We start from the raw sequence: 14,971 nt of genomic DNA, 5'->3' as shown, positions 1-14,971 counted from the left end.
CCTGTCCACCTGGAGTCGTTCGATTTGATTGGGATCGACGACGATTTGGGACAGGGGATGAACGTCCCCGCTGCTGGGACAGTTGTTGAACGGCCCCGCTGCTAGGTGGCGGATTCGGAGGCGGCCTGGTACTTCTTGTAGTATTTGCCGTAGTAGCCGTAGTAGTAATAGTGATCCGAGTGGTGCTTTTTCACCTGGTTCAGCACGAGGCCGATTACGTTGGCCCGGAGGTGCTGGAGGGTGGAGAGGGCGGCGGCTACTGCTTTGCGGCTGGTTTCTCCGGCTCGGGTGACTACGATGACGCCGTCGGCGGAGCTGGCCATCTGGAGGCTTTCCGCGAAGCCGAGCAGAGGCGGGGCGTCGAGGATGACCAAGTCGTAGTCGCGGGCCATCTCTTCCATCATGGGTCCTAACAGGGTGCCGATCATGTCGGCGGCGCGGCGGCTGGGCGGTCCGGCGGAGATGATGTCGAGGTAGGGGTTATTGGCGGGGTGGACGATGACGTCGCGCCAATTGGTTTCGCCGTTCAGAACATTGGACAGGCCGTTGTGGAGCTGGATGCCGAAGAGTTTGTGCTGCGAGGGGCGGCGCAGGTCGCAGTCGATGAGGAGGGTCTTCTTCTGCTGTTCGGCGTGGGCGTAGGCGAGGTGGCCGGCGGTGGTGGATTTGCCTTCGCTGGCGGTGGCTGAGGTGAAGAGGAGGGTGCGGAGGCGGCGGTCGAAGTCGGTGAGGAGGACGGAGCTGCGGATGGTGCGGATGGCCTCTTCGTAGGTGGAGAACTGGCGGTCCATGATCTTGCCGGGGACCTTGACGAGCGCTCCGTCGGCCTGGAGTACTCCGGCGCCGTCAACGACAGCGGGCAGGATGAGTTCCTTGGTGTTCTTGACGGCGGGCAGGGTGCCGATGATGTGGGTCTTGAGGGTGCGGGTGACCTGCTCTGGGTCGCGGATGGTGTTGTCCATCGTATCGGTGAGGATGGCGACGCCGATGGCGAGCAGGGTGGAGAAGAGGAGGGCGAGGAGCAGGTTCAGGCTGAGCCGGGGGAAGACGGGCTTCCAGGCGGGCCGGGCGAGATCGGCGATGCGCACCATGTTGTTCTGGAAGCCGGCGTTGATGCCTGCTTCGCGGATCTTGCGGACGAGCTCGTCGTAGAGGTTTTTGTCGGCATCGGCCTCGCGTTTGGCGCGCTGGTATTCGAAGCTGCGGAGGTTGAGGGTATCGTATTCGCCCTTGGTCTCGGCGACGCTCTTCTGGAGCATCTGTTCGCGGGCCCTGGCTTCGTTGTACTGGACTTCGACGCGTTTGATGGCGTTCTGGCGGGTGGCGTCGACCTGTTCCTGAATTTCCTTCACCTGGGCCTGGGATTTGCGGTATTCGGGGTGGTTGGGTCCGAAGTGGGACTTAACCTCGGCGAAGCGCTCAGAGGATTCATTGAGGCGTTCCATGAGGCGGCGGATGGCCTCGCCCTGGGCGGAGACCTGGGCGGATTCGAGGGAGCCGGCGCGGGTGGAGTTGAAGGCGGCCTCGATGGCGACGCGGTCGGACTGGGCCTTGGTGTACTCGGTGTTGAGCTGGAGGAGGCGGGAGGAGAGGATATTGGTCTTTTCCTCGGGGTTGATGACGTTGAGTTCGCGTTCCATCTGGGCGAGGCGGCCGGAGGAGGACTCCATTTTGGCGCGGAGTTCCTCGATCTGGCGTTCCATGAATTTGGAGAGGGAGACGGAGCTGCGGATGCGGATGTTGTAGGTGTGCTCGATGTAGCTTTGGGCGACCTGGTTGGCGACGTCGGCGGCGAGTTGGGGATCAGTGGAGCGATAGCTGATCTGGAGCAGATAAGTATTGGGCGGACGGGTGACTTTGAGCTGCTTGAGGAGGATGGGGGCGTCTTTGGCGCGGGCGACGTCGGACTCCTGTTTGATCTGTTTCTCGCGTTCGAGGAGGTTGTAGCGCTGGGCGACGGGGCGGACGACGGAATCGCTCTGGATGAGTCGGATCTGGGAGGCGAGGAAGGATTCGGCGTCGAGGGTGGAGTAGGCCTGGCTTTGGGATTCCTGGCCGACGATGCCCTTGGCTTCCTGGCGGTCGACGTAGAGGGTGGAGGTGGATTCGTAGACGGGGGTGAGGCGGAGGCTGACGACGGCCGTGGCGATGAGCATGACGGCGACGAACGCCACGATCTTCCAGAGGTGGCGGCGGAGGATCCAGAGGTAGTGCGAGAGGGGCAGGGAGACCTGATCCGCGTCGCTTTCGGACAGGATCACGGTGGCGGGCGCCAGCGGAGCCTGTTGATAGGCCATAGCGGGCGTCATGCGGCGCACGGGCCCGGTGAGATCCAGCGCGTCGAATTTATCTTCAGGCATAAGGAATTACCGCATCCCCTTCCAATTCCACGGCTACGGAGCGTTGCAGCAGGTGGAGGTGTACGACCAAGTGATTTTCGTTCTTAATGCGGGCGAGGACGCCCTGGAGGCCGGCGAGCGGGCCGTCGCGGACTTCGATGCGCTGGCCTTCGCGAAGGAGGGCCATGCAGCGGAGGCGGCGGCGGGCATCGAGCATGCGTTTGACGGCGTCGATTTCAACGGCGGGAATGGGTTCGGGGGTTCCGTGGAAGCCGACGAAGCCGATGACGCCGGGGGTATCGACGATGCGGTAGGGAATATCGAGAGAAACTCGGCAGAATAAATAGCCGGGAAAAAGAGGAATATCCAGCAATTTGACGCGATCGGACCAATTGCGGCGGGTGCGGGCGAGGGGGAGGAACTCCTCCAGGCCGGCGAGGCGCAGGTATTCGGCGGCGGCCTTCTCCGCATTGGGCCGGACGCGCAGGGCATACCAGTTTGGCGGGTTGTGAGAAAGCTTGTTTTGAGACAAAGCTGCCGCTCAGCGAGCCCCAGGCGAGTGGTAGTATTTTCACCTACACGAAGGGCCGGCCGTCCTTAAAATAATAATTTCTAATCCTAACGCAGGCGAGGTGCCCTGTCCATGCTGTTGACAGGACAGGCTCCTTCAATATCGTGATGGCTGGACGGCTTATTCTCACCTGAAATCGCAGCTCGGGCGGAGCTAGCAACCAGAAGCTAGCAGCTAGCTGCTCTCAGCTATCAGCTTTGAACACCGATGCACGGTGGCGCTCTGGAGGAGAAACCGTATGGGCAGTCAGGTCGTCCGGCTTGGGGACGATTGTAGTCCTGGCTAGACATGGTTCGAGGCATTGTCTACGGGCTGCTATGCCGGAATCCATGACAGGCCGCTGGAGTGGAGATACACTGGTCTTTCTCCATGCGATATCTAGCTGTGCCCCTGTTGACGATGCTGGCCGCGGTTGAAGCCATGGCCGGGCAGGAACTGCCGACCGCCCCCGGACGGGGGGAACCAGCCGCCGCGATGCAGATGGTGCTACCGACGCTGGCGGGAATCTGGGCCTACTCCAATCCTAATGCCAAGAAGAACGGTGATGTGTATCAATGGGTTGCGGCTCGGGCGGAGATCACGCAGGAAGGCGATAAGGTTCAGGGGAAGTATGAGTGCACGTATGCGGTGCCGGCTGGGGAGAAGCTGAACCCGAAGGTGAGTTTCAGCTTTGAAGGGCGGCTGGTGAGTGAAGTGGTGAGTTTTGACCTGAAGCCTCCGTTGAAGGGGAACTTCAAGATTCTGAAGACATCGGCGGCGGAGTTAGCGGTGAGTTACTTCATTCAGAACGCGGCGAAGCAGGGGATCAATTTCGGAGAGATTCCGGAAAACGATCCGCAGCCGTTGGCGCGCCTGGCCCAGTAAGCGGGTTGACGCAGCTATGGTACAACGCGCCCTAGCGTGGGCAGTTCTGGCGATCCTCCTGCTGCTGACGATTTTCGGAATCGTCCACAACGGGCTGGCGGGGCAGCGTGTGTGGACGGCGGCCGGGCTGGTGCGGTTTGCGATTTTCGGTGTGTTGTACGGGTTGTTCACGGCGGCGATGCTGCGGCTGGCTCCGAGGTGGTATTTGCCGGCGCTGGCCGGGGTGACGCTGGTGTACACGGTATTGACGGTGGGGCCGCTGGCACCGCTGGCGGTGGGCTACCTTGGCGCGTCGAGTTTCGCGGTGGGTGGGATCTGGTTCCGGCGGCACCCGGAGTTCACGGCTCGGAATCCACAGATCGCGATGCTGACGGGCCTGGCGACCTATGTGTTCTGTGTGCTGGTGACGGCGTCGCTGCCGATCCATTACCGGGTGTTGTACTGGATTCTGCCGGCGATCCCGATTTACTATGCGCTGCGCTACCAGTGGCTGCCGAAGCTGGAATTTGAGTACGCGAAGACGGCGCACGACCTGATTCCGATGTCGGTGGCGTTGTTCCCGCTGGTGTGCCACTGGCTGGTGAGCCTGAAGCCGGAGGTGAGCGCGGACGGGCTGGCGATGCACATGGTGATTCCGGCGCGGATGACCTATGCGCATGCCTGGAGTTTCAATATTCACGAGTTCATCTGGGCCGTGATGCCGATGGGCGGGGATTTCCTGTACTCGATCGGGTGGCAGATGGCTGGTGAGTACGGTGCGCGGCTGCTGAACCTGGGCCTGCTGGCGCTGATTGTCTGGATCCTGATGGAGCGGCTGCACGCTCGGGTGCCGGGCTGGATTTCGGGTGTGCTGGTGGCGGCCTTCCTATCGACGCCGTTGACGCAGCATGTGACGGGCTCGTTGTTTGTGGAGAACCTGGAGGCGGTGTTGCTGCTGGGGGCGGCGCTGCTGCTGAGGATTCACGTGAAGGAACGGCGCGGGGTGTATTTTTACGCCAGCTGCTTCCTGGCCGGGATGGCGCTGGCGACGAAGGTGGGGGCGCTGGCGTTTGTCCTGCCGCTGCTGGTGGCGGCGGTGATCCTGGTGAAGTTCCGGCACCTGGTGCTGGGGCTGCCGATTGCGGTGCTGGTGGGCGGGTATACGTACTTCGCGGCGTGGCTGCGGACTTCGAACCCGGTTTTCCCGTTCTTCAACGCGGTGTTTCATTCACCGTTGTACGACGCGCAGAGGAATTTCACGGATCCGCGATTTACGGCTCCGGCGACCTGGCGGGCGTGGTACGACATGACCTTCCATACCTCGCGGTATTTGGAAGGGTTGGATGGGGGCCTGGGGTTCTTCTTCTTCCTGCTGGCTCCGGTCGCGTTGATCGGGGTGAGGCGGCGGTGGCCGAGAACCGGATTCGTGCTGCTTTGGGTGGGTGTGACGGGGTTGGCGCTGACGTTTGCCGGGCAATCGAACGTGCGGTATGCGTATCCGGCGCTGCCGATGCTGACGCTGCTGATTGGGGTGGCGATCTCCTCATTCCGGGCGCACGGGCCTGATCTTGGCAAGGCTTTGGGGTGTGCGGCGGGCCTGACGGTGGTGCTGAACCTGTGCTTCCTGCCGGCGGCCGGATGGTATCACCGGGATTTTGCGTTCAACCAGATTCTGGGCCGGGCGCAGGTGGACGCCTACCTGGCGGAGATCGCGCCGGAGCGGAAGCTGGTGGACTGGCTGAATGCGAATGACCCGAATGCCCGGGCGGCCTGGATGGAGAGCAATGCGATTGCGGATTTCCACGGGTATGCGTACACGAATTCGTGGCACAGTGTCCTGTTTTCCACGCGATTGAGGGATTCGACATCGCCGGAGGGGCATTCCTGGCTGGCGCAGGACCTGAAGATCAAGTATTTTGTGGCGCCCTCGGCGTCGAGTGCGAAGCCGGCGACGAATGTGTACTCGCGGGATTTCCTGGATGCGTTCACGAAGCCGGTGGTGACGTTTGGGGATGTGGAGTTGCGGGTGTGGTCTCCGCCGGAGCCGGGGATGCAGGGGCCGCCGCCGGCGCATGCGCCGCCGGGGTCGTATGACGAAGTTTCGCGGTATAGCCACTATTCGGGCCGGTGGTCGAGGGACCTGCAGTTTACGCAGGCGTACCAGGGGACGCTGGTGTATACGAACGACACGCGGTCGAGGCTGCTGATCCGGTTCCACGGGCGGTCGATCCAGCTGCGGTATACGGCGGCGGCGAACCGGTGTTCGGGGCTGGTCTCGATTGACGAGGGCGAAGAGAAGGCGCTGAACGAGTTCTCGCTGGAAACGAAGTGGCAGACGTTGTCGCCGGAATACAGTGCGCTGAGTGAGGGGGACCACCTGATGCAGATGCGGTTCCCGCAGGGAGTCAGCAAGTTACCGATTGCGAGCTGCTATCTGGACCTGGACGGGTTTGTGGTGCGCTGAGGGTCCGCCGATGACCGGGCGGGCGGAGGACGGTACCATGGATAAATGGAAAACGTGGCTTCGCCGACGCAGGCGGTGATGGAACTGGAGCGCGCGTATCTCTTGCAGAATTACGGGCGCTATCCACTGGTGCTGAAGAGAGGGAGAGGCTGCTGGCTGACCGATTTGGAAGGCAAGCGCTATCTGGACCTGATCTCGGGCATTGGTGTGAATTCGTTAGGGTATGCCCATCCGCGCATTCTGCGAGTGATGAAAGAGCAAGCTGGGCAGCTGATTCACAGCTCGAATCTGTACTACCACGAATACCAGGGCCCACTCGCGAAGAAGTTATGTGAGACCAGCGGGTTACAGAGGACGTTCTTCTGCAATTCGGGTACTGAAGCGATTGAAGGCGCTATCAAGATGGCGCACTCCCACGGACGCCGGATCGATCCGGCGAAGGTGGAGATCGTGGCGCTGGAGAACAGCTTCCACGGACGAACGATGGGCGCCTTGTCGATCACGGGACAGCCGAAGTACCGCAATGACTTCGAGCCGCTGATGCCCGGGGTGAAGTTCGTCAACATGAATGACGGGGCGGCGCTGGAGGCGGCGGTCACGGACAAGACGGCGGCGGTGTTCCTGGAGACGATCCAGGGCGAAGGCGGGATCATCCCGATGCCGGCGGAGCTGCTGCGGAGGGCGAGAGCGTTGACGGAGCAGCACAATGCGCTGCTGGTGTTTGACGAGATCCAGTGCGGAATCGGGCGTCCGGGCACCCATTTCGCGTACCAACTGCACGAGCCGGCGATTCTGCCGGACATTGTGACGATGGCCAAGCCGATTGCGTGCGGGCTGCCCCTGGGAGCGGTCCTGTGTAATGAAAAGGCGGCGGCGTCGATTGCCCCGGGGATGCACGGCACGACGTTTGGCGGCGGGGCCCTGGCCTGCCGGGTGGCGTTGGAGTTCTACGACATCCTGGAAGAGCTGCTGCCGCAGATGCGGCGGGTGAGCGGGTATTTCTTCGATGGGCTGAGGGTGTTGCAGCAGAAGCATTCGATTGTGCGGGACGTGCGCGGCTCCGGGCTGATGATTGGTGTCGAGATCGACTTCCAGTGCCGTCACTTTGTGAAGCAGGGGATGGAGTTAGGGATGCTGTTCAACGTCACCCACGACAACGTGGTGCGGATGTTGCCGCCGTACATTATTACGGAGAAGGAAGTGGATCGCGCGTTGAAGGGGCTGTCGCGGATCTTCAAGAACGGCAAGCCGCAGGAGTAAGGGGCGGTGCGCCCCAGTTAACCGGCCAGGCGGACTGCCAGCATGGTGAGGTCGTCCGCCAGCGCCCGGCCGCCGGTCCAGTCCTGGACGGCGCCACGAACGGCTGTGATCAGCGAATCGGCTGAAGCGGTGGGGTTGGCGGAGAGAATCGAAAGCAACTGGGTCTCTCCAAATTCCTGTCCGTCGGCATTTTCAGCTTCGGTGAGGCCGTCACTATAAAGAAACAGAAGATCGCCGGGGCGGAGCTGCGTGCGGTGTTCGGAGTAAGGGAACGAGGGGAGGATGGCGAGCACGGGGCCGCCGTCGTCGAGCAGTTCCACCTGACCGCCGCTGCGCATGAGGATGGTGGGATTGTGGCCGGCGTTGGTGTAGAGGAGTTCGCCTGAGGCGGGATCGAGGAGGGCGATGAAGAACGTAATGAAGCGGTTGCGCGGGCAGTAGGAAGAGAGTCCGCGATTGAGGCTGCGCACGAGGCTGGCGGTGGAGACGGCGGATTCGACTAGGGAAGTGACGCGCGCCTGGAGGCTGGCCATGAGGAGGGCGGCGGGCATGCCCTTGCCGGCGACGTCGCCGATGGCGATGGCGAGGCGGTCATCGGGGGTGAGCAGGTAGTCGAAATAGTCACCGCCTACGGTGCGGCAGGCGGCGTTGAAGCCGGCCATGTCGATGCCGGGGAGGTTGGGGGGCTCGCCCGGGAGCAGGCCCTGTTGAATGTGGGCGGCCTGTTCGAGTTCGGCCTCGCGGAGGCGGTCCTGGCGTTCGATGTCGACGAGGCGTTCGTGTTCGATGCGAATGGCGGCGACGTTGGAGATGACGGTGAGGAGATCGAGGTCGCCGGGCGAGAAGGAGTGGACGAATTCGCTGGCGTCGACGTAGATGAGGCCGAAGACGCGGTCCTCGGTCTGGAGTGGGACCGCCATGAAGGAGCGGACGCTTTGGGTGACGATACTGCGGCGGTCGCGGAGGGATTCCTCGAGGCTGGTATCGCGGACGAGGAGGGAGGCGCGCTGGTGGAGGACGCGGTCGCGGATGGCGCTGCTGATGCGGAACCCTTCGCCGCGGGAGGCGCGGGCGACGAGGTTGGCGTTGTCGAGGGTGAGGACGATGCCGCGTTCGGCGCCGGAGGCTTCGATGGCGAGGTCGAGGATGAGGGGGAAGAGCTCAGCGAGCGGACGGCGGGCGGCGAGTTCGCGGCCGGCATGGAGCAGGATGGAGATGGTGCGATCGGAGCGGGCGGCTCCGGCGATATGGGCGGAGAGGACGCTGGCGAGATTGGTGGAGGCGGTGAGGCGGAAAGGGGAGCTGTCTTCGTCGAAGATGGCGGGGGCTGGGGCGGGCGGAGGACCGGCGGAGCGGAACTGCATGCGGACGCGGCCGGCGGAGATGACGTCTCCGGGGGCGAGGGTGCGGCGGCTGGGGATGCGGGTGCCGTTGACGAAGGTTCCGTTCTTGCTGCCGAGATCGGTGACGAACCAGCTGTCGGTTGAGGATTCGAAGAGCAGGTGGTGCCGCGAGAGGGAATCGTCCTCGGGGAACGGCAGGTTGTTGTCCCCTGAGCGTCCCAGCGAGAGGTGGCCCTGATCCAGTGTCAGGTTGCGAACGCTACCGTCGGGCGCTGTGATTGCCAATTCGGGCATTGAGCTAGATTATCGCGTACGGGGCAGGCGGATTGAACAGGCCTGCAGCCGAGGGGGCTCGGGTAGGGGCAAGATTTGCGATTCCCAGGCGGCAAACCGGATCCATGATGGGTCGGCCGGCGTGGCCAGGCAGCCCCTTCCAGATGGTTTTAGCCTGCCAGTAGCGGCGTGCAGCGAGGAGCCAGGCGCCGATTCACAAAAACATCCCTGAGGCAACGCATTTTCCAGATAGCTCGGCCGGAGACGGCCGATATGATCCGGCGAGGGCGTACTTCCGCCCTTATGGCGAAACCGCAACCTTGCGGGCCAAGCGCCGGGTTGAAGTGGACGGTGTCGAAGGGAGTACGAAGTGGAGATCCTGCAGGCCGGATCCGGCTGGCAATGGAAGATCAGCGGGGCGATCGAGATCACCGATGCAGATGCATTGCACGATGCATTGTGCGGGATGGTGGGGGGGCATTCCGTGGTGGAAGTGGATTTGTCGGAAGTGTCTCACTGCGACTCGACCTCGGTTCAGCTGTTCTACTCGGCGGTGAAGACGGCGACGCGGCTGGGCGGCCGGCTGCGGCTCTCCGCACCCTCACCGTCTGTGAGTGAGTGCTGCGAAAGCCTGGGACTGGGGCTCTTTGAGGCGGGGAGCGTACTGGCCTGTGAGGAATCTACTTCTGGAGGCGGGCGTGCCGCATAACCCCGTCGATACCTTCGTGCACGAGGCGGAGGACCTGCTGGCTGAGATTGAGATGGCGGCGCTGTCGATGGCGGCCGAGGAGCAGCCCGAAGAGACGGTGCATCTCCTGTTTCGTGCGTTCCATACGATCAAAGGCTCGGGTGCGATGTGCGGGCTGGATGCCCTGGCTGAGTTCACACACCATATCGAGAATCTGCTCGCCCAGGTGCGGGACGGTGCGATTCCCGTATCGGCTGACCTGGCCGACCTGATCCTGCTGGCCAAAGACCAGGTCCGCTGCCTGCTCAACGCGGAGCAGGGCGGAGTGGAGCCGCCGGCACGATCGAGCGAGAAGCTGATTGCCGAAGTGCGTCGATTCATCGGGGCGGGCGCGCCTGGAATCGAGCGGCCTCCGGCGATACGAAAGCCCGTTGGAGCGACTGGCCCGGCTGCAAGCGAGCGGACATGGCTGATCGAGTTTCGCCCCCATGCCGGGTTGTTCGCGAGAGGGGGTAACCCGGTCGCGCTGTTGAAGGATTTGCGGCGCCTTGGGCCCTGTGAGGTGGAGGCGCATACCGATCTCGTACCGGAACTGGACGTCATCCAGCCGGACCAATGTTACTTGTGGTGGAGCATCCGGCTCAGTTCCCAGTGCGACGAGAATGCGGTGAAGGATGTCTTCATCTTCGTGGAGGATGAGAGCCGCCTGGAGGTGAAGCTCAGCGAAGGATTGGCGAGCTCCAGCCGCGCACCGGAGGTCCAGCTTGCGGAGGCCGGACCAGTGGCGCCGGCAACGCCAGCAGCGCCGTTCGGAAGGAGTGTGGCCAAGCAGGCGACCGTCCGCGTGCCATCCAGCAGGTTGGACCGGCTGGTGAACCTCGTGGGAGAGCTGGTCATGAACCAGTCGCGCCTGGCCCAAGCCGCATCGCAGCACAAGTTGCCGGAGCTGGCGAACCCCGTGCAGGAGTTGGAGCGCCTGGTGGCGGAGCTGCGGGATAACGTGCTGGGCATTCGTATGTTCCCCATCGGCACCCTGTTCGGCGGGTTCCGCCGCCTGGTGCACGATCTGTCCAATGAGCTGGGCAAGGAGGCGGAGCTGGTGACTGAGGGGGCGGAGACCGAACTGGACAAGAGCATTCTGGATCAGTTGGGTGAGCCGCTGGTGCACTGCCTGCGCAACTGCCTGGATCATGGAGCGGAGCTGCCGGATGAGCGGGAGGTCCTGGGTAAGCCGAGGCGGGTGAAAGTGCGTCTCTCCGCCGCGCACATGGGCTCGAGCGTCGTGGTTTGTGTTGAGGACGACGGACGAGGCGTCGACCTGGAGGCGGTGAGAGCCAAGGCGGTGGAGAGGCAACTGATTGCCGCGGATGCCAGTCTCACTGAGAAAGAGTTGCTGGGCCTGATCCTGCTTCCCGGCTTCTCGACGGCCAGCCAGGTGACGAATGTGTCAGGCCGCGGGGTTGGGATGGATGTGGTCAGGCGGCAAATTGACGCACTGCGAGGCAGCCTGGCGATTACCAGCGAACGCGGCAAAGGCACGCGGATCTGCATCACGCTGCCGCTGACGCTGGCGATCATTGAGGGGCTGCTGATCCAGATTGGGAGCGACCAGTTCATTGTTCCGATGGCGGTGGTCAACGAAAACGTTGAGCTGCTGCGCTCGCAGCGTGCGAGCAGCAACGGGAGGAATCTGATCGCCGTCAGGGGTGACCTGGTGCCCTATATCGACTTGCGGAGCATGTTCAGAGTGGATGGCGCAGCGCTGCCGATCGAGAAGGTCGTCATAGTCCAGCATGAAGATCAACGGGTTGGGTTAGTGGTGGATTTCGTGCTGGGTACGCACCAGACAGTGATCCAGTCGCTGGGGGAGTTCTACAGGAATATCGAAGCTGTCTCCGGCGCGACGATCATGGGCGACGGACGAGTGGCGCTGATCCTGAATATCCCGGCGGTGGTGCGAATGGCTCAGGCTCACTACGCGGCGGGCGCTGGTGCGAGGGCTACAAGTTCCGCGCAGGCCGCGGCGAGAATCTCCAGGCTGGCGCGGGAGCAACACGCGGAGCCTGTGTGCGTCATGTGACTTGAAGGTTCGAGAGAGGAAGTCTACTCCGTGGCGGACACGGCGGACGTACGGAAAAGAAAGCCCGGGGCAGTTGAGCGAATCCTGTCGCGGCAGGAAGACCAGGAAGGAAGAAGGACATGAATAACTGGAAGATCGGGACACGAATCTCAGCTGGATTCGGAATAGTGATTGCGATTGCCCTGGTGCTTGGAGTGTTTGCGTACACCCAGGTGGAACGGATTCACCGGGGGGCGGCCCTGGTAACAGAGGAGGCCCTGCCGGGGGTCTATGTCATCGGCATCATCCAAGCGAACACACAGGCGGCCTACAGCCTGGAGCTGCAGCACATCATCAGTCGAAGCCAGGAGGAGATGGATCGGTTGGACACAGAAGTGCAGGATCTGCGCAGCCGCACGACAACGCTGTATGCGACGTACGAGAAGTCGTTGATCGATGACAAGGATCGGGAGCTGTTCGAACGCCTGAAAGCGGCCAGGAGCGAATACAATGGCGCGGCGGATCAGATCTACCGGGTGAGCCGGCAGCGGGCGCCGGAGGCGGTGAAGCAGGCCCTGGAACTGGCAAACAGGCAAAGACCGCTGTTCCTGCGCTACCTGGATGCCAGCACGAACCTGGTGAATTACAACAAGGCAAACGCCGATCGTGCTTCGCAGGGGGTGCAGGCGGCAGTGAGCAGCGCCCGGGTGGGTATTATTGCGGGACTGGCAATCGCTTTGTCGATGGCGCTGCTGATCTCGATTCTGGTGACAGGTAGTATCACCAAACCCTTGGCAGGAGCCGTCAAGCTGGTGAACCAGGTGGCCGAAGGCGACCTGACGAACAAGGCAGAGGTGAAGTCGACGGACGAACTCGGGCAGATGCTGGTGGCCCTGAACGGGATGGTGGACAACCTGAATGGAGCGGCACAGGTGGCGTCCAGCATTTCGGAGGGAGACCTGACTGTGCTGGCCAACGCCCGTTCCGGGCAGGACCGGTTAGGGCAGGCGCTGGTCCGCATGTTGACGAATTTGCGGAAAACCGTATCTGAGGTCGCGACAGCGTCGGCCAATGTTGCTACCGGCAGCACTGAGATGAGCTCGACTGCCCAGCAACTCGCGCAAGGCGCCACGGAGCAGGCGGCGGCGGCGGAGCAAAGCACTTCTGCGATGGAGGAGATGGCCTCCAGTGTTCAGCAGAATGCCGACAATGCGAGGCAGACCGACAAGATCGCGTCGAAAGCTTCAGAGGATGCCAGGGCGAGCGGAGAGGCCGTTGTGCAGACTGTCGGAGCGATGAAGCAGATCGCGGAGAAGATCAACATCATCGAGGAGATTGCCCGCAAGACGGATCTGCTGGCGCTGAATGCAGCGGTTGAGGCCGCACGGGCCGGCGAGCACGGCAAGGGATTCGCAGTGGTGGCTTCGGAAGTGCGCAAGCTGGCGGAGCGTAGCCAGACAGCGGCCGCCGAGATCAGCCGGTTGACCGTGGATGGAGTACGGGTGGCCGAAGGAGCGGGAAATCTGTTGCATAGGCTGGTTCCGGATATCCAGAAGACTGCGGAGTTGGTGAGGGAGATCGCAGCTGCGAGCCTGGAACAGAGCATCGGAGCCAATCAGGTAAACAAGGCGATGCAACAACTGGACCAGGTGATACAGCAGAATGCTGCGGCATCGGAAGAGATGGCGTCGACCGCAGAGGAGTTGGCGAGCCAATCGGATGTACTGCAGTCCAGCATCGGTTTCTTCAAGACAGGGGACGAGCAACTCTTCCGGGCTACCCAAAGGCGGCGCAAGCAAGCTTCGCGAATGGGTGGAGCCGAAGGCAAGAACATGACGCGCAGGTCAACCTCCGCCGGGTTGGCGCAGATGCATCAAGCGCTTGGCGGAGGTGCGGCTATCGACCTCGACAGCAATCCCGGGGGTACGGACGCGCGCGATATGGAGTTCTCGCAATACCAGGAGTAGTTGCGGAGAGGAAAGAAGCCATGCTGACCGGATGCAGTCAATATATGACGTTCAAGCTCGGAGACGAGTTGTTTGCGATCGACGTCGCCCAGGTGCGAGAGGTGCTGGAGGTTTGCCAGGTCACGAAGGTGCCGACGGCTCCGCCTTACATGCGTGGCGTAGTCAACGTCCGCGGGCAGGCGACACCCGTCGTCGATATGCGGGTGCGATTTGGGTTACCTCCGGGGGCTGACACAGTACACACACGGATCATTGTCATGGAGCTGGAGTTGGGAGGGCAGCCGACCGTGCTGGGAGGCATTGCCGACAGCGTGCACGAGGTGATCGAGCTGGATGCAAGCAACACGGTTCCTGCTCCTGGCATAGCCATGCAGTGGCGGAGTGACTTTATCCGGGGCATGGGAAAACGTGGGGAGGACTTCATTATCATTCTCGACGTCAATGCCGTATTTTCATCCGAAGAGCTTTCGCCGCCGGGTGAACCGGGCGTGCAGGCGGAGGAGCTTCAGTTGAGCATGGAACCAGCCCGGAGTTGAGCAGTGACCAGCCTTTCAGCGGAGAGACCCATGCCCAAAATCCTGGTGATAGATGATTCCCCGTCGGTCCTGGAGGCGATCCAGGCAATGCTGCAAGCCCACGGATTCGAGGTGCTGATCCACTCGAGATCGGCGACCGCCTTTCAAAGGCTGCAGGAAGAGGCGGTGGATTTGATTGTCACGGACATCTACATGCCGGACGCCGACGGATTGGAGGTGATCCGTGCGCGGCGGAGCGTGTGTCCTGGTGTTCCGATCGTCGCAATGAGCGGCATGAGCGGTCCCCGGGACATGTTGAAGGTAGCTCGCCTGATGGGGGCTTGCCAGACCTTGAGAAAGCCCTTTACGAAGGAGCAGTTGTTAGCCGCGATAGACGCAGCATTGGAAGGCAGCCTCCAAAAGAGCTGAGTTAACAGCCGACGGCAGAAGTCGCGCAGCCGGTTCGCACCGCCGCCGGTCACGGGGGGCAAGGGGTTGCGGCCCAGGGGAGTGTCGAGCCGACCTCCGGGTGGCCGGCACTAGCCTGGCCGGCCATTTGCGCCCTGGGTCCGCAAGCCCTTGCCGCGCGGCTAGCGGGGCTTTTGCCACAGACTGTTCAGCCCCTGGTTTGATGACTGGCGCCACGAAT

The 14,971-nt window shown here is 62.5% G+C and carries 11 protein-coding genes; 8 read left to right on the top strand and 3 right to left on the bottom strand.

Going from position 1 to position 14,971, the window contains the following annotated elements; genetic code table 11:
* Positions 1-101: 101 nt before the first annotated feature.
* Both ACR9Y2_RS00750 and nusG read right to left on the bottom strand, forming a co-directional pair.
* Entirely contained in the window at positions 102-2,360 is a 2,259-nt protein-coding gene (locus tag ACR9Y2_RS00750; protein WP_435039108.1) for a GumC family protein, read from the bottom strand.
* Positions 2,353-2,871 carry a transcription termination/antitermination protein NusG gene (gene nusG / locus ACR9Y2_RS00745; protein WP_435039107.1) on the bottom strand — a complete coding sequence of 173 codons (519 nt, stop codon included), beginning with the start codon at positions 2,869-2,871 and terminating at the stop codon, positions 2,353-2,355. The genes ACR9Y2_RS00750 and nusG overlap by 8 nt, the downstream gene beginning before the upstream one ends.
* Positions 2,872-3,279: 408 nt before the next feature.
* Here nusG and ACR9Y2_RS00740 point away from each other — a divergent pair, with 408 nt between their 5' ends.
* Genes ACR9Y2_RS00740 through ACR9Y2_RS00730 form a run of 3 tightly spaced genes read left to right on the top strand, consistent with a single transcriptional unit; the run spans position 3,280 to position 7,477 of the window.
* Positions 3,280-3,774 (top strand): hypothetical protein, encoded by a 495-nt coding sequence (locus ACR9Y2_RS00740; RefSeq protein ID WP_435039106.1) that lies wholly within the window; start codon positions 3,280-3,282, stop codon positions 3,772-3,774.
* Between the two features lie 16 nt (positions 3,775-3,790).
* Positions 3,791-6,217, top strand: coding sequence for a hypothetical protein (locus ACR9Y2_RS00735; RefSeq protein ID WP_435039105.1), 2,427 nt, complete (start codon positions 3,791-3,793; stop codon positions 6,215-6,217).
* Between the two features lie 45 nt (positions 6,218-6,262).
* Complete coding sequence (locus ACR9Y2_RS00730; protein WP_435039104.1) at positions 6,263-7,477, top strand: aspartate aminotransferase family protein; 1,215 nt, start codon at positions 6,263-6,265, stop codon at positions 7,475-7,477.
* Between the two features lie 17 nt (positions 7,478-7,494).
* Here the strand turns inward: ACR9Y2_RS00730 and ACR9Y2_RS00725 are convergent, their stop codons facing one another.
* Positions 7,495-9,114: a SpoIIE family protein phosphatase gene (locus tag ACR9Y2_RS00725; protein ID WP_435039103.1), complete on the bottom strand. Its 1,620-nt coding sequence runs from the start codon at positions 9,112-9,114 to the stop codon at positions 7,495-7,497.
* Positions 9,115-9,463: 349 nt separating this feature from the next.
* On the opposite strand from ACR9Y2_RS00725, the gene ACR9Y2_RS00720 reads away from it, so the two are divergent.
* The 5 genes from ACR9Y2_RS00720 to ACR9Y2_RS00700 all read left to right on the top strand — a co-directional run bounded on the left by ACR9Y2_RS00720 (position 9,464) and on the right by ACR9Y2_RS00700 (position 14,751).
* Positions 9,464-9,802, top strand: coding sequence for an STAS domain-containing protein (locus ACR9Y2_RS00720; protein WP_435039102.1), 339 nt, complete (start codon positions 9,464-9,466; stop codon positions 9,800-9,802).
* Complete coding sequence (locus ACR9Y2_RS00715; RefSeq protein WP_435039101.1) at positions 9,765-11,861, top strand: chemotaxis protein CheA; 2,097 nt, start codon at positions 9,765-9,767, stop codon at positions 11,859-11,861. The genes ACR9Y2_RS00720 and ACR9Y2_RS00715 overlap by 38 nt, the downstream gene beginning before the upstream one ends.
* Before the next feature lie 119 nt (positions 11,862-11,980).
* The gene (locus ACR9Y2_RS00710; RefSeq protein WP_435039100.1) at positions 11,981-13,807 is read left to right on the top strand and encodes a methyl-accepting chemotaxis protein; all 1,827 of its coding nucleotides are present in this window, start codon (positions 11,981-11,983) and stop codon (positions 13,805-13,807) included.
* A gap of 20 nt (positions 13,808-13,827) precedes the next feature.
* Positions 13,828-14,343 (top strand): chemotaxis protein CheW, encoded by a 516-nt coding sequence (locus ACR9Y2_RS00705; RefSeq protein ID WP_435039099.1) that lies wholly within the window; start codon positions 13,828-13,830, stop codon positions 14,341-14,343.
* Positions 14,344-14,373: 30 nt separating this feature from the next.
* A complete protein-coding gene (locus tag ACR9Y2_RS00700; RefSeq protein WP_435039098.1) occupies positions 14,374-14,751 on the top strand; it encodes a response regulator in 378 nt (125 codons plus the stop codon).
* Positions 14,752-14,971 lie beyond the last annotated feature (220 nt).

The sequence above is a fragment of the Paludibaculum fermentans genome, assembly GCF_051172195.1.
GTDB classification, from domain to species: Bacteria; Acidobacteriota; Terriglobia; order Bryobacterales; family Bryobacteraceae; genus Paludibaculum; species Paludibaculum fermentans_A.
The sequence above is the reverse complement of the archived record's forward strand: the minus strand, read 5'-3'. Positions and strand labels throughout refer to the sequence as shown.